The organism is Hydrogenophaga sp. FW305-3-2-15-A-LB1 (assembly GCF_058787875.1).
In genome coordinates this window covers 15,377-34,594 of the sequence record NZ_JBYTAE010000065.1, presented here as the reverse complement: position 1 = coordinate 34,594, position 19,218 = coordinate 15,377, and the positions used below count along the sequence as shown (strand labels likewise).

The window sequence follows — 19,218 nt, the reverse complement described above, 5'->3', positions numbered from 1 at the left end:
CCCCCCCCCCCCGCTTTGCTTTTTCTTTTTCCGGAGCACCCCATGAACGAAGCCTTCATCGACATCGCCACCCGCTGGTGGACCAGCCTGGGCGGCGCCGCCGCCAGCCTCACGCGCATCGTGCTGATCGTCCTGGTGGCCTGGCTGCTGGTGGTGGTGCTGCAGCGCGTGGTGGGCACGCTGCGCGAGCGCATCGCCAGCCGGCTGGACGACCGCGAGGCCGCCAAGCGCGCCCAGACGCTGGACCGGGTGTTCCGTTACCTGATCGTCGTGGTGGTGAGCCTGGTGGCCGGCATGCTGGTGCTGGGCGAGGTGGGTGTGTCGGTCGCGCCCATCCTGGGGGCGGCGGGCGTGGTGGGCCTGGCGGTGGGCTTCGGCGCGCAAAGCCTGGTGAAGGACTACTTCACCGGCTTCTTCCTGCTGCTGGAGAACCAGATCCGCCAGGGCGACGTGGTCAAGATCGGCGACCACGCCGGCATGGTGGAGGTGGTGACGCTGCGCTACGTGCAGCTGCGCGACTACGACGGCAACGTGCACTACGTGCCCAACGGGTACATCAACACCGTGGTCAACATGACGCGCGACTTCAGCCACGCGGTGATGGACATCCGCGTGGCCTTCCGCGAGAACGTGGAGGACGTGATGGCCGTGATGCGCGACGTGGCCTCGCAACTGCGCGCCGACCCGGCGTTCGAGCCCCGCATCCTGGCCGACATGGAGATCGCCGGCGTGGACAACTGGGCGGAGTCGGCGCTCATCATCCGCTGCCGCTTCCGCACCCTGCCGCTGGAGCAGTGGGGCATCAAGCGCGAGTACCTGCGCCGCCTGAAGGCGGCCTTCGATGCGCAGGGCATCCAGATCCCGGTGCCACACCTCATGGTGTACCCGGGGCAGGACCGCGAGGGAGCGGTCCCGCCGCTGGGCGCCGCGCAGGCCGCGCCCCAGTCGTGATCAGGGCCGCGCGTCGAGCGCGCGGGCGGCGCCGAGCAGCGCGGGCGATTGCTGCGCGGTGATCACCCACACCGGAATCCCGCTCTGGTAAGCCTCGAAGCGGCCCTTGGCTTCGAAGCGTTCGCGGAACGGCGAGGTGTCGAACCAGGTGCCCAGGCGCGGCACCACGCCCCCGCCGATGTAGACCCCGCCGCGCGCACCCAGCGTGAGCGCGAGGTTGCCGGCCACCGCACCGAGCACGCCGCAGAGCATCTCCAGGGCCTCCAGCGCCTGCGGATGCCGGCCTTGCAGCGCGGCCTCGGTGACGGCGGCGGCGCTGCCGAACGCGCGGGCGTCCACGCCATCGGCCTCGCACAGGATCTGGCAGGTCTCCAGCAAGCCGGTGCCGCTGGCCACGCGCTCGGCCGAGGCATGGCCGTGGCGGCGCACCAGCGCGTCCATCACCACCCGCTCGCGCGCGGTGGCCGCGGGCAGGGTCACGTGACCGCCCTCGCCGGCGATCGGCACCCAGCCGCCCGCACCATCGGGCAGCAGGCCCGACACGCCCAGCCCCGTGCCCGCGCCCAGCAGCGCGATGGCCGCGCCGGGCACCGCCGCGCCGCCGCCCACCTGGCGCAGCTCGTGCGCGGGCAGGTGCGGCAGGGCCAGGGCCAGGGCGGTGAAGTCGTTGAGCACGCGCAGCGTGCTCAGGCCCAGTTCGTCGCGCAAGGCCGCCTGCGAGAACGACCAGTCGTGGTTGGTCATGCTCACGCGGTCGCCCGTGACGGGGTTGGCCATGGCGATCGCCGCCGCCGTGGGCTGGCGGCCCAGGCCGCCGAGGTAGACGCGGATCGCGGCCTGCAGGCTGGCGTGCTCGGCCACCGGCAGCACCTGGATGTGCTCGATCGGTGCGCCCTGGCCGTCCTGCCAGGCCAGGCGGGCGTTGGTGCCGCCCACGTCGGCCAGCAGCCGGCCTTGTCGGGGAGATGAAGACATGGTGCGCGGGAAAAGGTCGGACAAGCCCCGACCATACCGCGTCAGGCGGCGGGCGTGTTCAGGACCGCGGCAGGTTCGAGCGCACCCAGCGCACGATGTCGGCCTGCCCCATGGCGCCGGGCTGGCGCGCCACCTCGCGCCCGTTCACGAACAGCGCCAGCGTGGGGATGCTGCGGATCTGCAGTCGCGCGCCCAGGGCCTGGGCTTCTTCCGTGTTGACCTTGGCCAGGCGGACGTGCGGCTCCAGCTCGCGCGCGGCGGCCTCGAACTGGGGCGCCATGGCGCGGCAGGGACCGCACCAGGGGGCCCAGAAGTCCACCAGCACCGGCACCTGGGAGCGGCCCACGTGTTTCTCGAAGGCGGCTTCGTCCAGCGCCGCCGGGTGGCCGTCGAACAGCGCGCGGTGGCATTTGCCGCAATCCGGCGCCTGGCCCAGGGCCTCGCGGGCCAGGCGGTTGGTGGTGTGGCAATGCGGGCAGACGATGTGCAGGGACTCGGCGGTCATGGGGCGCTCCCTCAGATCAGGTAGCCGATCAGGCTGGCGACCATGCTCAGCACGACGGTGGTGGCGAAGGGCAGGAACCATTCCCGGCCAAAGGCCTTGAAGTGGAAGTCGCCCGGCAGCCGCCCGAAGCCCAGCTTGCGCAGCAGCGGCGTGAACCAGCTGATCAGCAGCAGGGCCAGGAAGATGACGATCATCCAGCGGATCATGCTCAGAGCCGGTGTGTGCGGTCGCCGGCCGCGAAACCCAGGGGCACCCAGCCGGCGGCGCTGCCGGCCGGTGCCAGCGCGATCACCTTGAACAGCTCGCCCATCTCGTGCTCGTTGACGAGCTTCTGCATCATCGCGTTCTGCCGTGCGTCGGCGCGCTGCGCCAGGTCCAGCAGGCCGCAGTTCAACAGGAAACGGCCCTGGCTGGCGTAGCCCAGCACGTCCAGCCCCGCGTCCTGCGCGGCCAGGGCGATGCCGGTGAAGTTCACGTGCGCGGTGATGTCCTTCTCGCCCACGTCGCTCAGCGGGTCGCTGTCGCTGCGGTGCGCGCGGTGGCAGATCAGCGTGCCCATGGCACGCTGCGGGTGGTAGTACTCGGCCTCGGGGAAACCGTAGTCGAGCAGGAAGGCCGCGCCGCGCTTCAGGCGGTCGCCCAGGGTGCGCACGAAGGCCTCGGCCTGCGGGTGGATTTCGGTCACGTAGTCGTGCCCACCCTCCACCGCCAGCGGTGGGCGCAGCTCGGTGGCGCGGTCGGCCCAGGCCAGGGCGCCCGCCGCGTCCAGCGCCACCCCGCGCTCGTGCCACACGCCCCCCGTGCGCGCGAGCAGTTGCACCGGCATGGCGTCGAGCACCTCGTTGCCGAGCACCACGCCATGCAGATGCTCGGGCAGGGCATCGGCCCAATGAACACGGTCCACGTGCGCGCTCAGGGTGTGGCGCTGGCGTTCGCGCAGGCTGCCCGAGAGGTCGACGATGGTGTAGCGCCGCAGCGGCTTCCCCCGTTCGGCCAGCGCCTCGATCACCTGCAGGGCGAGCGCGCCGGTGCCGGCGCCGAACTCCCACACCTCGTCGGTGCCGCTGGCGGCCAGCGCCTGCGCCACCTGCCGCGCCAGGGCCTGGCCGAACAGCGGGGTGAGTTCGGGCGCGGTCACGAAATCGCTGCCGCCCTGGGGCAGGTGGCCGAATTTCGCCAGCGCGTTGGCGTAATAGCCCAGGCCGGGCTCGTAGAGCGCGATGGCCATGAAGCGGTCGAACGGCAGCCAGCCGCCGCCCTGGGCGATGGCCTCGCGCACCCGCGCCAGCAAGGGGCTCGTTAAACTCTCGTGTTCTGTTGCCATGGGGGTTCGCACCCCCGGATTGTCCTTCATGCCCAGCGCCACCCCCCCGCCTCTTGCCACGCGCACCGTGCTCGTCACCGGCGCGGGCAAGCGCCTGGGCCGCGAGATCGCGCTGGCGCTGGCGCAGTCGGGCTGGAACGTGGCGGTGCACCACCGCCACTCGGCCGACGACGCGCACCGCACCGCCGCCGACTGCGCCTTGCGCAGCGGGCGCGACGGCAGCGCCCACACCTTTTTTGCCGATCTCGGCGACGAGGCCAGCGTGCGCGCCCTGCTGCCGACCGTGGTGGCGCATTTCGGCCAGCTGGACGCGGTGGTCAACAACGCCTCGATCTTCGAACACGACAGCGCGCCCAGCTTCGGCTTCGCCGCGCTGGAGCAGCACCTGCGCGCCAACACCGGCGCGCCCGTGCTGCTGGCGCAGGCCCTGCATGCGCACCTGGAGGCACGGCAGGCCGAGGGCGTGGTGGTCAACCTGCTCGACCAGAAGCTCTGGAACATGAACCCGGACTTCTTCAGCTACACGCTCTCCAAGGCCGCGCTCGAAGCCGCCAACACCATGCTGGCGCTGGCCCTGGCGCCGCGCGTGCGCGTGGTGGGCGTGGCGCCCGGCCTCACGCTCACCAGCCACCTGCTGAGCGACGAGAAATTCGCCGAACTGCACCAGCAGTCGCCGCTGGGCCGCTCGTCCACCCCGCAGGACGTGGCCGCGACCGTGGCCTTCGCGCTGGACAACCGATCCATCACCGGCACCACCCTGCTGGTCGATGGCGGCCAGCACCTGATGCGCTTCGAGCGCGATTTTTCGCTGATGTAACCCAGCGCACGCCCACCATGAACGCCACCGCCGCCGGCAACCAGATCCTCACGCTCACCGGGCTGCGCTTCAACGCCAACCTGGGCATCCTCGACCACGAGAAGTCGAGCCCGCAGCCGATCCAGGTCGATGCCGAGCTCAACCAGGGCACGCAGCCCCTGCTGCCGCACGACGACGACATCGGCCATGTGCTGGACTACCGCAAGGTGCGCCAGATCATCATCGACGAATGCACCGCAGAGCACGTGAACCTGCTGGAGAGCCTGATCGGCAAGCTCACGCGCCGGCTGATCCAGCTGCCCGGCGTGATCGGCGTGCGCGTGAAGATCGCCAAGCTGGAAATCTTCGACGACTGCGAGGTCGCCATCCGCATGGAAAGCGGGCAGTGGTGAGGAACCCGACATGAACACCGAACTCGAAAACCACAAACTCGAAAAACGCCTGTGCCGCGAGGTCGGCCGCGCGATCGTGGACTACAACATGATCGAGGAAGGCGACCGCGTGATGGTCTGCCTCTCGGGCGGCAAGGACAGCTACGGCATGCTCGACATCCTGCAGAAGCTGCAGGCGCGCGCGCCCGTCAGTTTTGAACTGATCGTGGTCAACCTCGACCAGAAACAGCCCGGTTTTCCGGCCGACATCCTGCCCGCCTACCTCACGAAACTGGGCGTGAAGTTCCACATCGAGAACCAGGACACGTACTCCATCGTCAAGCGCGTGATTCCCGAGGGCAAGACGATGTGCAGCCTGTGCAGCCGCCTGCGCCGGGGCATCCTCTACCGCGTGGCCAGCGAGCTCGGCGCGACCAAGATCGCGCTGGGCCACCACCGCGACGACATCCTGCAGACCCTGCTGCTCAACATGTTCTTCGGCGCCAAGCTCAAGGGCATGCCCCCGAAGCTGGTGAGCGACGACGGCCGGCACGTGGTGATCCGCCCCATGGCCTATGTGGCCGAGAAGGACCTCAGCCGCTGGGCCGAACTGCGCGAATTCCCCATCATCCCGTGCACGCTGTGCGGCAGCCAGGAAAACCTGCAGCGCAAACAGGTGGGCCTGATGCTCAAGGACTGGGAGAAACGTTTCCCGGGCCGGATCGAGAACATGTTCACCGCCTTGCAGAACATCGTGCCCAGCCACCTGATGGACCGCTCGCTGTTTCCTTTTGAAACCATCCGGGCCACGGGCGAGGCCAGCGAGGACGGCGACAAGGCCTTCGACGACGAGCCGCTGCCCGGGGCGGCACGCGCCTTGCCCCCTGAAACGGACTGGCCCGCACCGCAGGGGAACGCTTCGGCGCCCGCCGCAGTCATACCGATTGCCGCGGCGCACTGAGTTTTCTCCTCGGGCGCCCGCCAAGGCCATTCAGGAGGTTTCATGACCATTCAACAGCTCTTGCGCCCCTTCAAGGTGTGGGGCGCCGCCACCGCCCTGCTGGTGCTCAGCGGTTGCGCCAGCGTGTACCTGGTCGACAACGAGGTGCAGAGTTTCGCGCGCTGGGCCGACCAGGCGGGCAAGCCCGGCACGCCGGTGACGATTCCCCAGGCGCCGCAGATCTACCGTTTCGAGCGCCTGCCCTCGCAGCGCGAAGGCAAGATCGCCACCGGCCAGGACGAGCTGGAGCGCCTCGCCCAACAGGCCCTGGTGAAGGTGGGCTGGACCCGCGCGGCCGAAGGCACGGCATCCCCCTGGCTGGTGCAGGTGGACGCCAGCACGCTGCGACTGCCGCGCGCGCCCTGGGAAAGCCCGTACGACGGTTACTGGGGCGGCTATTGGGGCGGCGGTTTCGGCCCCGGCTTCGGTTATGCCATGCCCGGGCGCGACTACGTGGTGACCGGCCGTGGCCAGATCATCTGGATGCCGATGTACCCGCGCATGGAGTCGCCGTACTACAAGCGCGAGGTGTCGCTGGTGATCCGCCACGCCGCCAGCGGCAAGGTGGTGTACGAGACGCGCGCCGCGCACGATGGCCGCTGGAACAGCACCAACGGCCTGTGGTCGGCCATGCTGGACGCCGCGCTGCGCGACTTCCCGGCGCCGCCGGAAGGCCCGCGCCAGGTCAACATCGAAGTGCCCCGCTGACCGGCGGGCGGCCCAGCAAGGCTCAGCGGGTCGCGCCCTCCAGCAGTTCGCGGATCGCCTCGCCCAGGGCGTCCATGCTGTCCTGCTTGCCCATCACGTCGCTCACACCGGCCTCGGTCGCCTCGGCGATCAGCTTGTCGTTGACGTGCCCCGAGACGATGGCCACGCGCAGGCCCGGGCGCAGCTGGCGCGCCTCGCGCGCCACGTCCACCCCCGAGATGCCCGGCATGTTCTGGTCGGTCACGACCAGGTCCACCCGGTCGTCGGGATGCTCGCGCAACCAGGCGATCGCCGCCTCGCCCGATTCGAAGGTGCTGGTGCGGTAGCCCTGCTTGCGCAGCAGGCGCCCGACCAGAAACACCAGGGCTTCGTAGTCGTCGATGTAGATCACGTGTTTGCCGGGCGCCACCGGCACGGCGGCCGTGGCCACGGTGACGGGCGCGGGCGCCGGCGCCTCGTCGGCCGCCCCGGCGGCCAGGGGCAGGTAGACATCGAAGCGCGAGCCCTCGCCGGGGCGGCTGTGCAGCGCGATCACCCCGCGGTGGGCCTTGACGATGCCATGCACCACCGCCAGGCCCAGGCCGGTGCCCGCGCCCGGCGCCTTGGTGGTGAAGAAGGGCTCGAAGATGCGCTGCTGCGTGGCCTCGTCCATGCCGGGGCCGTTGTCGGCCACGCTCAGGCAGGCGTAGGCGCCGCCGGCCAGGCCACCCAGCTGCAGGCCTTGCGAGGCGTCCAGCCGCACATCGCGCAGCGCCACGGTGATGTCGCCCGAGCGGCCTTCCATGGCCTGCCAGGCGTTGGTGCACAGGTTCATGAGCACCTGCTGCATCTGGGTCGCATCGGCCAGCACCGGCAGCCCGGCGGCGGGCAGGCGCGCCACGAGCTTGAGGCTGGCGGGCAGCAGCGAGCGCATCAGGCCCAGCGCCTCCTCCACCAGCGGGGTGAGCGGCTGGCGCACCATTTCCTGCGTCTGGCGCCGGCTGAAGGTGAGGATCTGCTGCACCAGCTGGCGCGCGCGGATGGCGGCGCGGTTGATCTCGGTCAGGCTCTCCTGCGCCGGGTGCTGCTCACCCAGGTCTTCGCGCGCCAGCACGAGGTTGCCCAGGATGGCGGCGAGCAGGTTGTTGAAATCGTGCGCCACGCCGCCGGCCAGGGTGCCGATGGCCTCCATCTTCTGCGACTCGCGCAACTGCGCTTCGAGCGCGCGGTGCTGCGCCTCGGCCTGCTTGTGCTCGGTGATGTCGGTGTGCGTGCCGATCATGCGCAAAGGCTTTCCGCTTTCATCGCGCGAAAGCACCATGCCGCGCGACAACACCCACTTCCACTGGCCATCCTTGCAGCGGATGCGGCGCTCGTTGCGGTAGACCGGTGAGCGGCCTTCGAAATGCGCCAGCCGATCGGCCTGCATCTGGGCCACGTCCTCGGGATGGGTGCAGGCGTCCAGCGCCACCGCCAGGTTGACGTCGTCGGCTTCGTCGTAGCCGAACATCGCTTTCATGCCTTCGGAGAAAAATTCCTCGTCGGTCACCAGGTTCCAGTCCCACAGGCCATCGCCCGTGCTCTCCAGCGCCAGTTTCCACAGCGCTTCGCTGGCGTGCAGCGCGGCCTCGGCCGCCTTGCGGTCGGAGATGTCGAACAGCACCCCCACGCGCAGGAAGCCGTTGTCGTCGGCCGACACCGCGCAAGAACGGTTGCAGATCCACTTGATGGTGCCGTCGGGCAGCACGACCCGGAACTCGGTTTCCAGGCTGGACTGCCCGGCCAGGATGGCCTGGCGGTCGCGCTCCAGCATGGCCTGGTCTTCCGGGTGGAAGTAGCGCGCGAGCAAGGCGGGGTTGCGCATCAGGTCGTCGGCCTCGAAGCCGTAGATGTCGCGGATGCCGGCACTCAGGAAACGGTACTCGCGCCCGCCGTCGTTGCGCACGTACACGGCGAACACGGCGCCAGGCACCTGGGCGGTGATCAGGCGCAGTTGCTCCTCGCTCTCGCGCAGGGCTTTCTGGTCGCGCATGCGGTCGGTGATGTCCTCCACCGTGCCTTCGTAGTACTGCAACACGCCCGCCGCATCGCGCACGCCGTGCGCGTTCTCGCTGATCCAGACGCGCTCGCGCGTCTTGTGGCGGTGGATTTCCGAGATGAAGCCGCGCACGAAGCCGTCGCGTTCGAGCTGGCGCTTGAATTCGGCCCGGCGCGTGGGATCGACGTACCACTCCTGGGCGATGTCGTTCACCGACGCCAGCATCTCCCACTCCGACGCGTAGCCGTTGAGCGACACCAGCGCCTGGTTCGCCCGCAGCATCCGCCCCTCGGGTGAACTTCGGTAGGCCCCGATCGGCAGGAAATTGAAGAGCGTGGAAAAATCCCCGTCGAGCGGGGATGGCGGCGGCGTCATGCAACGAATTGTCTCGCAAACCCCGGTTTTCCTGACGTTTCGGCACGCGCGACAGTGGCGCCCCCGGTACAGTTGCAGTCTTTCGCCCGCGTTCAAGGACCCCCTTTGCAAGTCACCCGCATCCTGGCCGTGCGCCATGGTGAAACCGCCTGGAACCGCGACACGCGCATCCAGGGCCACACCGACATCGCCCTCAACGAGCGCGGCCGCTGGCAGGCCGCCCAGCTGGCCGAAGCGCTGCGCGACGAACCGATTGCCGCCGTCTACGCCAGCGACCTCGGTCGCGCCTTCGAGACCGCGCAGGCGGTCGCCCGCGTCAAGAACCTGAGCGTGACGCCCCACCAGGGCCTGCGCGAGCGCCATTTCGGGCGTTTCGAAGGCCAGACCTGGGCCGAGCTCGAACAGCGCTGGCCGACCGAGGCCCTGGCCTGGCGCAAGCGCATGCCCGATTTCGCCCCCGCCGGCGGCGAATCGCTGGAACAGCTGCAGCGCCGCGTGATCCCCACCGTGCTCGAACTGGCCTCGCGCCACCCCGGGGAACAGGTGCTGATGGTCGCGCACGGCGGCGTGCTCGACATCCTCTACCGCGCCGCCACGCGACTGGAACTCACCGCGCCGCGCAGCTGGGAGTTGCCCAACACCGCCATCAACCGCCTGCTGTGGTCACCCGAGGGCCTGAGCCTGGTGGGTTGGGCCGACACCAACCACCTGCAATCCGGGGCCCCCCTCGATGAACGTGCCACTTGACCCTGCGCGCAGCCCGCGCTGGCAGAACGCCCAGGCCCTGATCGGCCAGGATGTGGCGCAGCTCGACACCCCCGCCCTGGTGATCGACCTCGACGCCATGGAGCGCAACCTCGCGCACATGGCGGCCTACGCGCGGGCCCACGGCCTGCGGCTGCGGCCGCACGCCAAGATGCACAAGAGCGCCGAACTCGCCCGGCTGCAGATGGCCCACGGCGCGGTGGGGGTCTGCGTGCAGAAGACCGACGAGGCCCTGGCGCTGGCCCGCGGCGGCGTGACCGACATCTACATCAGCAACGAAGTGATCGCCCTGCACAAGCTGCAGCGGCTGGCCCAGGCGGTGCGCACCCTGCCCGACACGCGGTTCGCCATCGCGGTGGACAGCGCGGCCGGCGTGCTGCGCCTGGCGCAGGCGCTGGAGGCCGCCAGCGTGGGCGGTGAGAACCGCATCGACGTGTTCGTGGAAATCGACGTCGGCCAGGGCCGCTGCGGCGTGCCGCCCGGCGAACCGGCCGTGGACCTGGCCCGCCTGATCGCCCAGCACCCGGTGCTGCGCTTCGCCGGCCTGCAGGCCTACCACGGCGGCGCCCAGCACCGGCGCGACCCGGCCGAGCGGGCCAAGGCCATCGGCGAGGCGGCCTGGGCCGCCGCGCTCACGCGCGAGCGGCTGCAGGCCGCGGGTTTCACGGTGCCGCTGATCACCGGCGCGGGCACGGGCACCTTCTCCCTGGAGACGGCCAGCCACGTCTGGGGCGAGCTGCAGGTGGGCTCCTACCTGTTCATGGACGCCGACTACGCCCGCAACGAAAGCGCGCCGCTGGCCCCGGTGTTCGAGCATGCGCTGTTCCTCAAGGCGCAGGTGATGAGCCGGGGCGCCCAGCACGCGGTGTGCGACGCCGGCCACAAGAGCCACGCCATCGACAGCGGCCTGCCGGCCGTGTGGAGCCCACCGGGCCTGGTGTTCGCCAATGGCGGGGACGAGCACGGCATCCTGCGCGCGGCCCACGCCGGCCAGGCCCTGCCCGACCTGGGCGACACGGTCTGGCTCGTGCCCGGCCACTGCGACCCCACGGTCAACCTGCACGACCTCCTGTTCGGCGTGCGCGGCGGCCTGTCCGAGGGCAAGGTGGAGCGCCTGATCGCCGTGGACACGCGCGGCGCGCTGGGCTGACCGACCGGGCCTCGCCGGCTCAGGGCGCGAACACCACCGCGTCCAGCCCCAGGGCGCGGATGCGCGCGGCCGCTTCATCGGCCGTGGAACGGCTGGCAAACGGCCCGACGCGAACCCGGGTGAACTCGCCCTTGGGCGATTCGACCTTCTGCAGGATCGCCGGAAAACCGGCTTCCACCAGGCGCGCGTGGGCCTTGTCGGCGTTGGCCGGGTCGGCGAACAGGCCGACGTTGATGCCATGGGCCTGCGGCGCCACCACCGCCGCCACCGGTGCCTTGGGGGCCGCGACCTTGGCGACCACCACCTTGGCGGGCTCGGGCGGCGCGGCCTTGGCCACCACGGGTGGCTCGGCCGGCGGGCTGTCCTCGACGGGGGATGGCAAGGCCGGCAGCGTCGGTGGCGTCACGATCACCGGCGCGGGTTCGGGCACCGGTTCCGGCGCGGCTGGCGGTGCGGCGGCCACGGCTTGTTCGACCGGCTCGGGCTCGGCGGCGGGCGTGGCGGGTGCGGCAGGAACGGCCGGCGCCGGTGCTTCGACGAGTTGGGCGGCCGGCGCCGGCAGGCCTTGCTGGAGCCCGCCGCCCAGCCAGCCCGCCCCCAGCGCACCGGCCAGCAGCAGGTTGACCACCACCAGCGCCCCCAGGCGCCGCTTCGAACTCGCCTGCTTTTCCAGCGCCGCGCAGGCCTCGCGCACGGTGCGGGCTTCGCGCACGGCGCGCGTCATGCGGCGGCGGGTGTCGGCGTGCAGCAGGGCGTTGCCGTAGGCGCCGGGGATCGCGATGCTCAGCAACAGCAGCGTGAGCAGCACGCCCCATTCCACCGACGGCGGCCACTGCAGGAAGCGCCGGGCCGCCACCAGCACCAGCAGCGCCAGCCCCTGGGCACAGGCCAGGTAGACCAGCGCCGAGCCCCAGAGCTGGCGGAACACCAGCCAGTTCAGGGTGAGCAGGCCGGCCGCCGGGTTCCAGACCGGGCTGGCGCGGCCGGCGTCGTCGAAACGCTCGAACACCGCGAGGTAGTGCGCCGTGTTCACCGGCCCCAGCGCGGCGCGGTACAGCGCGGTGGTGGCACTCTCCGGGGCGGTCGCGGCAGCGGGCGGGTGGGCGGACATGCCCGCGATTCTGGCACGGGCATGCGGGTTGATGCCAAGGGTGCAAACACCGGCTTCTGCCCACAATGCGCGCATGCCCCGTTTCCGCTTCGCACGCCTCCCATGAGCCCGAGCCAGATCATCGTGCTGGCCACGCCGGTGTTCTTCGCGCTGATCGCGATCGAGTACGCCATCGGCCGCCAGCGCCGGCACAACACCTACCGGCTCGACGACGCCATCAGCAGCATCGGCCTGGGCATGCTCAGCCAGATCAGCGCGGTGTTCACCCGGCTGCTGCGCGTGGGCCTGTACACCGCCGTGTACTCGGCGGTGGCGATCTGGCCCGACCACCCGTTCTGGACCAGCGGGATGGGCTGGCTGACCGCGCTGGTGTTCTACGACTTCTGCTACTACTGGCTGCACCGAGCCGGGCACGAGAGCGCCGTCTTCTGGGCCGCGCACGTGGTGCACCACCAGAGCCAGGACTACAACCTCTCCACCGCGCTGCGCCAGACCAGTTCGGGCGCGCTGCTGGGCTGGATCTTCTACCTGCCCATGGCCGTGGCCGGCGTGCCGCCGCTGGTGTTCGGCGTGGTCGCGCTGATCGACCTGCTCTACCAGTTCTGGGTGCACACCGAGCAGGTCGGCAAGCTGGGCTGGTTCGACCGCTGGTTCTGCAGCCCCTCCAACCACCGCGTGCACCACGCGGTGAACGACCGCTACCTCGACCGCAACTACGGCGGCATCCTGATCGTGTGGGACCGCCTGTTCGGCAGCTTCAAGGAAGAGGACGAGAAGTGCATCTACGGCACGCGCAAGCCCCTGCAGAGCTGGGACCCGCTGTGGGCCAACAGCGAGGTGTACTGGGGCCTGCTGCGCGACAGCTGGCACACCCGGCGCTGGGCCGACAAGCTGCGCGTGTGGTTCAAGCCACCGGGCTGGCGGCCGGCCGACGTGGCAGAGCGCTTTCCGTCACCCACGTTCGACCTCGCCAGCGTGCAGCGCTATGCGCCGCCCATGAGCCCCGCGGTGCGCTGGTTCGCGGGCGCGCAGTTCGTGGCTCTGCTCGTGGGCGTGGGGGGCTTCCTGTGGTTCGCCGATGCCTGGCCGCTCTCGCGCAGCGCCGTGGTGTTCAGCGTGCTGCTGGTGGCGCTGTGGGCCATCGGCGCGGTGATGCAGGGGCGCATCGGCATGGGCGAGGCGCTGCTGATCGAATGCGGCGCCCTGGCCATGGCCACCGCCGCGCTGGGCTGGGTGGAGCTGCACCGGGTCTTCAAGCCGCTGGCCATGCTGATCGCGATGGCCGTGGTGTGGGCGCATGCGCGCGCCGCGGGCGGCGTGCGGCGCGCGGACGCCCTGCTGCTCGCCGCGCTGGCCTTTTCACTGGCGGGAGACGCCTTCCTGATGTTCCCCGGCTACTTCATCCCGGGGCTGGTGGCCTTCCTGCTGGCCCACCTGGCCTACATCGCGCTGTTCCACCAGGGCCTGCCCTGGTTCCCGAGCCGCCGCGCGCTGGTGGCCACGCTGGGCCTGGGTGTGGCGATGTACGGCTTCCTGTGGCAGGGCGGCCTGCCGGCCGGCCTGCGCGCCCCGGTGGCGGCCTACGTGCTGGTGATCGCGCTGATGGCCGCGCAGGCCATCGGCCGCGCCAGCGTGCAGCGCGACCGCGCGGCCCTGGCCGTGGCGCTGGGTTCGGGCTTCTTCATGCTGAGCGACTCGCTGCTGGCGACCAATCGCTTCGTGTCGCCGCTGCCGATGTCGCAGGTGTGGGTGCTGAGCACCTACTACGCGGCGCAGGCGCTGATCGTGGCGGGCATGCTGCGCGGCCGGCGCGCCGGTGCCGAACCGGCCTCGCTCACGGCCTGGCCGGCGGCGCGCGCTTCGCTCGCAGACGGGCACCCACACTGACCATCCGGTCCGACAGCTGCTCGAGCCTGGCGTCGGCCTGCGCCGCATCGACGGAGCCCCGGTGTTTGCCCACCTCCAGCGTCATGACCTCCAGCGAGTTCTTCGCCCATCGCCCGGTAGGCCGGGATGTGGCGCTGCGCCATCGCGTCGACGAATTGCGCCCGGCTCAGGCGCCCGTCCTTGTGGTCCCTGGCGTCCTGCTGCAGCGCGGTCTCGGCGGCCCTCAGACGGGGCAGCAGGTCCGTCAGCAGCGACTGCGAGCCAAACAACTGCCGGTGGTCCACGCCGGGCCGGGCCAGCCCCACCAGCGCGCCCACCACCAGCACCGTGGCGGCCACGGCCATCACCTGGCGGCGCTGGCGCAGACCACGCGAGGCGCGCTCGTCGACCAGCTCCACCAGCAGCCAGGCCAGCAGGGCCCCCATCACCAGGCCACCCACGTGGGCCGCGTTGTCGATGCCCGGTCGGGCAAAACCCTGCCCCAGCATGATCGCCACGAACAGGCCCTGGCTGGTCAGCAGCTGCGTCGCCATGGCCTTGGGCACGCTCGCACGGTGCTGGTAGACGCCGACCATCAACGCCCCCAGCACGCCGAACACCGCGCCGGAAGCCCCGACCGACACCGCCTGCTGTGACGAAAAATGCAGGCTCAGCGCGCTGCCAGCGAGCCCCGCCGCCAGGTAGATCAGCAGGAACTGGCCGTTGCCGAACCAGCGGCACACCCGCCGCCCAGCGTCCCACAGCGCGAACATGTTCAGGCCCAGGTGCAGCGCGCCGCCGTGCAGCGCGGTGGCGCTGAGCAGGCGCCAGTACTCGCCATCGCGCACCACGGCCGTGGCCGAGTTGGCGCCCCAGGCGAACAGCTCGGCCGAAGTGGGCTTGGTGGGGCTCATGCCGTCGAACAGGTTGAGCACCCACACCGCCACGTTGACGGCGATCACCGCGTACAGCGCCCAGGGCGTGGGGGTGAGGGTGCGCAGGCGCTCCTCGAACGCCTCGTGCGCCTGCCAGGCGTCCAGCCGCTCGCTCAGGGCCGCGCGGGCCTGGCCGGTGGCGTAACGCTGAAAACCCTGCAGCGCCGCCTGCACGGCGGGCTGGCGCTCGGCGCGGCGCAGCGGGGCCAACGCGATCACGCGCTTGAGCCCCTTGCGGAACAGGCCTGCGGTGGCGGCCTGCGAAACCGCGCCCTCGCGCAGCTGGATCTGGATCTGGTGCTGGCCTTGCACCGAGAGGTGCTCCACATCGGCGATGTCGCTCCAGGGAATGGTCTGCCCCTTGAGCAGGTAGCCGCCGATGCCCTCGGGGCCGACGCGCAGGATGGGGTGCGCGCTCAAGAGGGGCTGCAGCAGCAGCCAGGCCATCGCTCCGAAGAAGAGCGCCAGCGCGCCCAGCAGCCAGGCGCCGCGCGGCGTGGCCAGGGCACCCGCCGCGAAACCCGCGGCCATGAGGGCCACGAGCGCCGCCACCCAGACAGCGCTGCCGCGCCAGGTCGCTCGAAACTCCTGGCTGTGGTCGGGCATGCCTTCAGTCGGCGAAGAGTTCACCCGCGTTGCTTGGCGGCGCCACCCCCAGGTGCCGGTACGCCGCCAGCGTGGCGATGCGCCCGCGCGGCGTGCGCTGCAGGAAGCCTTGCTGGATCAGGTAGGGCTCGATCACGTCCTCGATGGTGTCGCGCTCCTCGCCGATGCTGGCCGCGATGTTGTCCAGCCCCACCGGCCCACCGTCGAAGCGGTGGATCACGGCTTCGAGCAGCTTGCGGTCCATGAGGTCGAAGCCCTGCGGGTCCACGTCCAGCATGGCCAGCGCGCGGTTGGCGATGTCCTGCGTGATGGTGCCGCGGCCCTTGACCTCGGCGAAGTCGCGCACGCGGCGCAGCAGGCGGTTGGCGATGCGCGGCGTGCCGCGCGAGCGGCGCGCGATCTCGAATCCGCCTTCGGGGTCCATGGGTGCGTTCAGCAGACCGGCGCTGCGCTTGACGATGCGCGCGAGTTCCTCGGCGGTGTAGAACTCCAGCCGCGCGACGATGCCGAAGCGGTCGCGCAGCGGGTTGGTGAGCATGCCCGCGCGCGTGGTCGCGCCCACCAGGGTGAAGGGCTGCAGGTCCAGCTTGATGCTGCGCGCGGCCGGGCCTTCGCCGATCATGATGTCGATCTGGTAGTCCTCCAGCGCCGGGTACAGGATTTCCTCGACGACCGGGCTGAGCCGGTGGATCTCGTCGATGAACAGCACGTCGTTGGCCTCGAGGTTGGTCAGCAGCGCGGCCAGGTCCTTGGGTTTTTCCAGCACCGGGCCGCTGGTCTGGCGCAGGTTCACGCCGAGTTCCTGCGCGATGATGTGCGAGAGCGTGGTCTTGCCCAGCCCCGGCGGGCCGAACAGCAGCACGTGGTCCAGCGCCTCGCTGCGCTTCTTGGCCGCACCGATGAAAATTTCGAGCTGCTCGCGCACCTTGGTCTGGCCCACGTACTCGTCGAGCAGCTTGGGGCGCAAGGCGCGCTCGATCGCCTCTTCCTTGGGCGAGGCGGGCGCGGCGGACACCACGCGCGGCGCGGGGGTGAAATCGTCGGTCTGGATGCTCATGGTTTATTTGGCCAGTGCTTTGAGCGCGAGCTTGATGCCTTCGCTCACGCCCACGTCCTTGGGCAGGGCCTTGAGCGCGGCGGTGGCGTCCTTGTCGCTGTAGCCCAGGGCCATCAGCGCCTGCTGGATGTCGCTCTGCACGTCGCTCTGGGCCGGGCCGGCACCGGGCAGGTTCAGGTCGGCGCCGAGCTTGCCCTTGAGTTCGAGCAGCAGGCGCTCGGCGGTCTTCTTGCCGATGCCGGGCACCTTGACGATGCGCCCGCTTTCCTGCGCGCTCACCGCCTGCGCCAGGTCGGTCACGCTCATGCCCGAGAGCACCGACAACGCGGTGCGCGGGCCCACGCCGCTGATCTTGATGAGCTGGCGGAACGCCTCGCGTTCCGAGGAGGTGCCGAAGCCGTAGAGGATCTGGGCGTCCTCGCGCACCACGAAGTGCGTGAGCAGGGCCACTTTCTCGCCGGTGGCGGGCAGGTTGTAGAAGGTGCTCATGGGCACATCCACCTCATAACCCACGCCATGGCAGTCCAGCAGGATCTGGGGCGGATTTTTTTCCAGCAGCGTACCGGTCAACTTGCCTATCATCGGGAAAATTCCTTTCCAGTCGTTCGCAGGGCCGCCCCCAAGAACGACTGCACCCCCTCGGGGGGCCTGGCACCGCCAGGGTTGGGGGCCATCAACTCACTGGATTATCGGTTTGATTCTCAGGCACACCTTCTCCCCACCGGACAACACCCGCATGGCGCACCTGTGCGGCCCCATGGACAGCCACATCCGCAGCATCGAGGCCGCTTTGCAGGTCAAGGTGGCGCACCGATTCGAGCAGTTCCGCATCGAGGGGCCCAAAGCCAAGGCCACCCAGGCGCTGGAAACGCTGCAGGCGCTGTACGAGATGGCGAAGAAGCCGATCCCCGCCGAACAGGTGCAGCTCATGCTCAGCGGCGACACCGCCCTGGCCGAGCCCGGCGACGGCGCCCTGGCGATGCAGACCCGGCGCGGCGAGGTGCGCGGGCGCACGCCCAACCAGGCGCGCTACCTGGAAAACATGGCCACGCACGACATCACCTTCGGCATCGGCCCGGCCGGCACTGGCAAGACCTACCTGGCCGTGGCCTGCGCGGTCGATGCGCTGGAGCGCAGCGCGGTGCAGCGCATCGTACTCACGCGCCCGGCGGTGGAGGCGGGTGAGAAGCTCGGCTTCCTGCCCGGCGACCTGGGCCAGAAGGTGGACCCCTACCTGCGCCCGCTGTACGACGCGCTCTACGACCTGATGGGCGCCGACAAGGTGCAGAAGGCCTTCGAGCGCCAGCAGATCGAGATCGCACCCCTGGCCTTCATGCGCGGGCGCACGCTCAACCACGCCTTCGTGATCCTGGACGAGGCGCAGAACACCACCGTGGAGCAGATGAAGATGTTCCTCACGCGCATCGGCTTCGGCAGCAAGGCCGTGATCACGGGCGACGTGAGCCAGATCGACCTGCCCCGCACCCAGCTCAGCGGCCTGATCGACGCCGAGCGCGTGCTCAAGCGCGTGCAGGGCATCGCGTTCACCCGCCTGTCCAGCGCCGACGTGGTGCGCCACCCGCTGGTGGCGCGCATCGTGGACGCCTACGACGCGCGCAACCCCGACACCGAAGACGCCCCACCCGCGAAGCGCGCGCGCCGCGCCGCCCACTGACGCCATCCACCGTATGCTCACACGCACCCTGCTCGCCAGCCTTGTCGCCGTGCTGGCCCTCGATGCATCCCCCCAGGGCTCGGCAACACCACAACCCCAGTTGGTCTTCAGCAGCCAGGCCGTGCAGTACAAATGCGATGGCGGAAGCGAGATCGAACTGGCCTACCTGAACCTGAGCAACGGCACCTCGTTCGCGGCGTTGCACCACGGTGGCCGCACGCTGATGCTGCAGGGCCGCCGTGCCACCACGGGCGTTCGCTTTTTCGCCCTGGACCCGCAGTCCCGGCTGAGCTGGTACACGCAAGGCATGAAGGGGGAGTTGAGCGCCATCGCCGCCGACCCCAACACGCAAGACCAGACCCTGATGTCCAACTGCTTCGCCCAACCGGCCAAACGCTGATGGCCCTGCCTGCCCTCACCCTCTCCCTGCAGTTCGGCGAGCTCGCCGACGCCGCCGTGCACCGCGCCGCCCTGCCCCGCCACTGGGTGGTCCGCTGCATCCGCCACGCGCTGGACGCCGATGCCGAGATCACCGTGCGCATCGTCGATGCCGAAGAAGGCCAGGCGCTCAACCGCGACTACCGCGGCCGCGACTACGCCACCAACGTGCTCACCTTTGACTACGCCACCGAACCGGTGGTGATGGCCGACCTCGTGCTCTGCGCCCCCGTGGTCGCGCGCGAGGCGGCCGAACTGAAGAAACCCCTGGCCCAGCACTACGCGCACCTGCTGGTGCACGGCACCCTGCACGCGCAGGGCTGGGACCACGAGACCGGCGAGCAGGACGCCGAAGAGATGGAGGCGCGCGAGACCGAGATCCTCGCGGGCCTGGGCCAGCCGAACCCCTACGCCTAGGGGTCGAGTCTCAGGAGCTTGTTCATGGCCGGGATGCGGCCCATGGGAGGCTGGTGGTTGAGAGCGGCTTGTGGCCGGCGCCCTATGCCGCTGGGCCGGTTTCCACGGCACGACGGGGCCGTCGGCGCGCAACATACTCGATAGAATCAGCCACG

Annotated in this window: 19 protein-coding genes and 1 pseudogene; 11 read left to right on the top strand and 9 right to left on the bottom strand. The window is 70.4% G+C overall.

All coding sequences use genetic code 11. From position 1 onward, the window contains the following. Window positions 1-42: 42 nt before the first annotated feature. Window positions 43-951, top strand: a complete 909-nt coding sequence (locus tag AC3WPZ_RS19400; RefSeq protein WP_382323056.1) for a mechanosensitive ion channel family protein — start codon at window positions 43-45, stop codon at window positions 949-951. Here AC3WPZ_RS19400 and glk read toward each other — a convergent pair whose 3' ends face one another. From glk to AC3WPZ_RS19380, 4 genes are read right to left on the bottom strand one after another with little or no spacing between them, the layout of a single operon-like run. Then, window positions 952-1,926 carry a glucokinase gene (gene glk / locus AC3WPZ_RS19395; protein WP_382323055.1) on the bottom strand — a complete coding sequence of 325 codons (975 nt, stop codon included), beginning with the start codon at window positions 1,924-1,926 and terminating at the stop codon, window positions 952-954. Between the two features lie 58 nt (window positions 1,927-1,984). Then, a complete protein-coding gene (gene trxC, locus AC3WPZ_RS19390) occupies window positions 1,985-2,431 on the bottom strand; it encodes a thioredoxin TrxC (protein WP_382323054.1) in 447 nt (148 codons plus the stop codon). A gap of 11 nt (window positions 2,432-2,442) precedes the next feature. Beyond that, on the bottom strand, window positions 2,443-2,637 hold the full coding sequence (locus AC3WPZ_RS19385) for a DUF2905 domain-containing protein (RefSeq protein ID WP_291121019.1): 195 nt from the start codon (window positions 2,635-2,637) through the stop codon (window positions 2,443-2,445). Between the two features lie 2 nt (window positions 2,638-2,639). After that, window positions 2,640-3,755 (bottom strand): class I SAM-dependent methyltransferase, encoded by a 1,116-nt coding sequence (locus AC3WPZ_RS19380; RefSeq protein ID WP_492441065.1) that lies wholly within the window; start codon window positions 3,753-3,755, stop codon window positions 2,640-2,642. 28 nt (window positions 3,756-3,783) lie between these two features. Here AC3WPZ_RS19380 and AC3WPZ_RS19375 point away from each other — a divergent pair, with 28 nt between their 5' ends. Genes AC3WPZ_RS19375 through AC3WPZ_RS19360 form a run of 4 tightly spaced genes read left to right on the top strand, consistent with a single transcriptional unit; the run spans window position 3,784 to window position 6,651 of the window. Next, window positions 3,784-4,572: an SDR family oxidoreductase gene (locus AC3WPZ_RS19375; protein WP_382323052.1), complete on the top strand. Its 789-nt coding sequence runs from the start codon at window positions 3,784-3,786 to the stop codon at window positions 4,570-4,572. Window positions 4,573-4,589: 17 nt separating this feature from the next. After that, a complete protein-coding gene (locus AC3WPZ_RS19370; protein ID WP_382162308.1) occupies window positions 4,590-4,964 on the top strand; it encodes a dihydroneopterin aldolase in 375 nt (124 codons plus the stop codon). Between the two features lie 10 nt (window positions 4,965-4,974). Then, entirely contained in the window at window positions 4,975-5,904 is a 930-nt protein-coding gene (gene ttcA, locus AC3WPZ_RS19365) for a tRNA 2-thiocytidine(32) synthetase TtcA (protein WP_382323051.1), read from the top strand. Window positions 5,905-5,946: 42 nt separating this feature from the next. Further along, window positions 5,947-6,651 carry a DUF4136 domain-containing protein gene (locus AC3WPZ_RS19360; RefSeq protein WP_291121002.1) on the top strand — a complete coding sequence of 235 codons (705 nt, stop codon included), beginning with the start codon at window positions 5,947-5,949 and terminating at the stop codon, window positions 6,649-6,651. Window positions 6,652-6,673: 22 nt separating this feature from the next. On the opposite strand, the gene AC3WPZ_RS19355 is transcribed toward AC3WPZ_RS19360, so the two are convergent. After that, a complete protein-coding gene (locus tag AC3WPZ_RS19355) occupies window positions 6,674-8,950 on the bottom strand; it encodes a hybrid sensor histidine kinase/response regulator (protein WP_492441063.1) in 2,277 nt (758 codons plus the stop codon). A 198-nt stretch (window positions 8,951-9,148) separates the two neighbouring features. Between AC3WPZ_RS19355 and AC3WPZ_RS19350 the strand changes: the two genes are divergently transcribed. Together AC3WPZ_RS19350 and AC3WPZ_RS19345 are read left to right on the top strand one after the other, a co-directional pair. Next, the gene (locus tag AC3WPZ_RS19350) at window positions 9,149-9,790 is read left to right on the top strand and encodes a histidine phosphatase family protein (protein WP_291120998.1); all 642 of its coding nucleotides are present in this window, start codon (window positions 9,149-9,151) and stop codon (window positions 9,788-9,790) included. Continuing rightward, window positions 9,774-10,958 (top strand): DSD1 family PLP-dependent enzyme, encoded by a 1,185-nt coding sequence (locus tag AC3WPZ_RS19345; protein WP_492441061.1) that lies wholly within the window; start codon window positions 9,774-9,776, stop codon window positions 10,956-10,958. The genes AC3WPZ_RS19350 and AC3WPZ_RS19345 overlap by 17 nt, the downstream gene beginning before the upstream one ends. Before the next feature lie 19 nt (window positions 10,959-10,977). Here AC3WPZ_RS19345 and AC3WPZ_RS19340 read toward each other — a convergent pair whose 3' ends face one another. Beyond that, the gene (locus AC3WPZ_RS19340) at window positions 10,978-12,069 is read right to left on the bottom strand and encodes an SPOR domain-containing protein (protein WP_492441059.1); all 1,092 of its coding nucleotides are present in this window, start codon (window positions 12,067-12,069) and stop codon (window positions 10,978-10,980) included. Window positions 12,070-12,171: 102 nt separating this feature from the next. Between AC3WPZ_RS19340 and AC3WPZ_RS19335 the strand changes: the two genes are divergently transcribed. Beyond that, a complete protein-coding gene (locus AC3WPZ_RS19335; RefSeq protein WP_492441056.1) occupies window positions 12,172-13,956 on the top strand; it encodes a lysoplasmalogenase family protein in 1,785 nt (594 codons plus the stop codon). A gap of 407 nt (window positions 13,957-14,363) precedes the next feature. On the opposite strand, the pseudogene AC3WPZ_RS19330 reads toward AC3WPZ_RS19335, so the two are convergent. From AC3WPZ_RS19330 to ruvA, 3 genes and pseudogenes are all read right to left on the bottom strand, one after another. Next, window positions 14,364-14,849 (bottom strand): annotated as a pseudogene (locus tag AC3WPZ_RS19330) (rhomboid family intramembrane serine protease); the annotation flags it as partial. A gap of 631 nt (window positions 14,850-15,480) precedes the next feature. Continuing rightward, the gene (gene ruvB, locus AC3WPZ_RS19325) at window positions 15,481-16,533 is read right to left on the bottom strand and encodes a Holliday junction branch migration DNA helicase RuvB (protein ID WP_291120989.1); all 1,053 of its coding nucleotides are present in this window, start codon (window positions 16,531-16,533) and stop codon (window positions 15,481-15,483) included. A gap of 3 nt (window positions 16,534-16,536) precedes the next feature. After that, the gene (gene ruvA / locus AC3WPZ_RS19320) at window positions 16,537-17,115 is read right to left on the bottom strand and encodes a Holliday junction branch migration protein RuvA (RefSeq protein WP_382162327.1); all 579 of its coding nucleotides are present in this window, start codon (window positions 17,113-17,115) and stop codon (window positions 16,537-16,539) included. Between the two features lie 112 nt (window positions 17,116-17,227). Between ruvA and AC3WPZ_RS19315 the strand changes: the two genes are divergently transcribed. From AC3WPZ_RS19315 to ybeY, 3 genes are read left to right on the top strand one after another with little or no spacing between them, the layout of a single operon-like run. Beyond that, window positions 17,228-18,208 carry a PhoH family protein gene (locus AC3WPZ_RS19315; protein WP_382162330.1) on the top strand — a complete coding sequence of 327 codons (981 nt, stop codon included), beginning with the start codon at window positions 17,228-17,230 and terminating at the stop codon, window positions 18,206-18,208. Between the two features lie 13 nt (window positions 18,209-18,221). After that, window positions 18,222-18,608, top strand: coding sequence for an MliC family protein (locus AC3WPZ_RS19310; protein WP_492441054.1), 387 nt, complete (start codon window positions 18,222-18,224; stop codon window positions 18,606-18,608). Beyond that, a complete protein-coding gene (gene ybeY, locus AC3WPZ_RS19305; RefSeq protein WP_492441052.1) occupies window positions 18,608-19,063 on the top strand; it encodes an rRNA maturation RNase YbeY in 456 nt (151 codons plus the stop codon). Before AC3WPZ_RS19310 ends, ybeY begins: the two co-directional genes overlap by 1 nt. Window positions 19,064-19,218 lie beyond the last annotated feature (155 nt).

What these genes read in the sequence shown, in the direction of transcription:
- AC3WPZ_RS19400 (WP_382323056.1), top strand. Translation starts at nt 43, where the DNA reads ATGAACGAAGCCTTCATCGACATCGCCACCCGCTGGTGGACCAGCCTG.
- glk (WP_382323055.1), bottom strand. Translation starts at nt 1,926, where the DNA reads ATGTCTTCATCTCCCCGACAAGGCCGGCTGCTGGCCGACGTGGGCGGC.
- trxC (WP_382323054.1), bottom strand. Translation starts at nt 2,431, where the DNA reads ATGACCGCCGAGTCCCTGCACATCGTCTGCCCGCATTGCCACACCACC.
- AC3WPZ_RS19385 (WP_291121019.1), bottom strand. Translation starts at nt 2,637, where the DNA reads ATGATCCGCTGGATGATCGTCATCTTCCTGGCCCTGCTGCTGATCAGC.
- AC3WPZ_RS19380 (WP_492441065.1), bottom strand. Translation starts at nt 3,755, where the DNA reads ATGGCAACAGAACACGAGAGTTTAACGAGCCCCTTGCTGGCGCGGGTG.
- AC3WPZ_RS19375 (WP_382323052.1), top strand. Translation starts at nt 3,784, where the DNA reads ATGCCCAGCGCCACCCCCCCGCCTCTTGCCACGCGCACCGTGCTCGTC.
- AC3WPZ_RS19370 (WP_382162308.1), top strand. Translation starts at nt 4,590, where the DNA reads ATGAACGCCACCGCCGCCGGCAACCAGATCCTCACGCTCACCGGGCTG.
- ttcA (WP_382323051.1), top strand. Translation starts at nt 4,975, where the DNA reads ATGAACACCGAACTCGAAAACCACAAACTCGAAAAACGCCTGTGCCGC.
- AC3WPZ_RS19360 (WP_291121002.1), top strand. Translation starts at nt 5,947, where the DNA reads ATGACCATTCAACAGCTCTTGCGCCCCTTCAAGGTGTGGGGCGCCGCC.
- AC3WPZ_RS19355 (WP_492441063.1), bottom strand. Translation starts at nt 8,950, where the DNA reads ATGCTGCGGGCGAACCAGGCGCTGGTGTCGCTCAACGGCTACGCGTCG.
- AC3WPZ_RS19345 (WP_492441061.1), top strand. Translation starts at nt 9,774, where the DNA reads ATGAACGTGCCACTTGACCCTGCGCGCAGCCCGCGCTGGCAGAACGCC.
- AC3WPZ_RS19340 (WP_492441059.1), bottom strand. Translation starts at nt 12,069, where the DNA reads ATGTCCGCCCACCCGCCCGCTGCCGCGACCGCCCCGGAGAGTGCCACC.
- AC3WPZ_RS19335 (WP_492441056.1), top strand. Translation starts at nt 12,172, where the DNA reads ATGAGCCCGAGCCAGATCATCGTGCTGGCCACGCCGGTGTTCTTCGCG.
- ruvB (WP_291120989.1), bottom strand. Translation starts at nt 16,533, where the DNA reads ATGAGCATCCAGACCGACGATTTCACCCCCGCGCCGCGCGTGGTGTCC.
- ruvA (WP_382162327.1), bottom strand. Translation starts at nt 17,115, where the DNA reads ATGATAGGCAAGTTGACCGGTACGCTGCTGGAAAAAAATCCGCCCCAG.
- AC3WPZ_RS19310 (WP_492441054.1), top strand. Translation starts at nt 18,222, where the DNA reads ATGCTCACACGCACCCTGCTCGCCAGCCTTGTCGCCGTGCTGGCCCTC.
- ybeY (WP_492441052.1), top strand. Translation starts at nt 18,608, where the DNA reads ATGGCCCTGCCTGCCCTCACCCTCTCCCTGCAGTTCGGCGAGCTCGCC.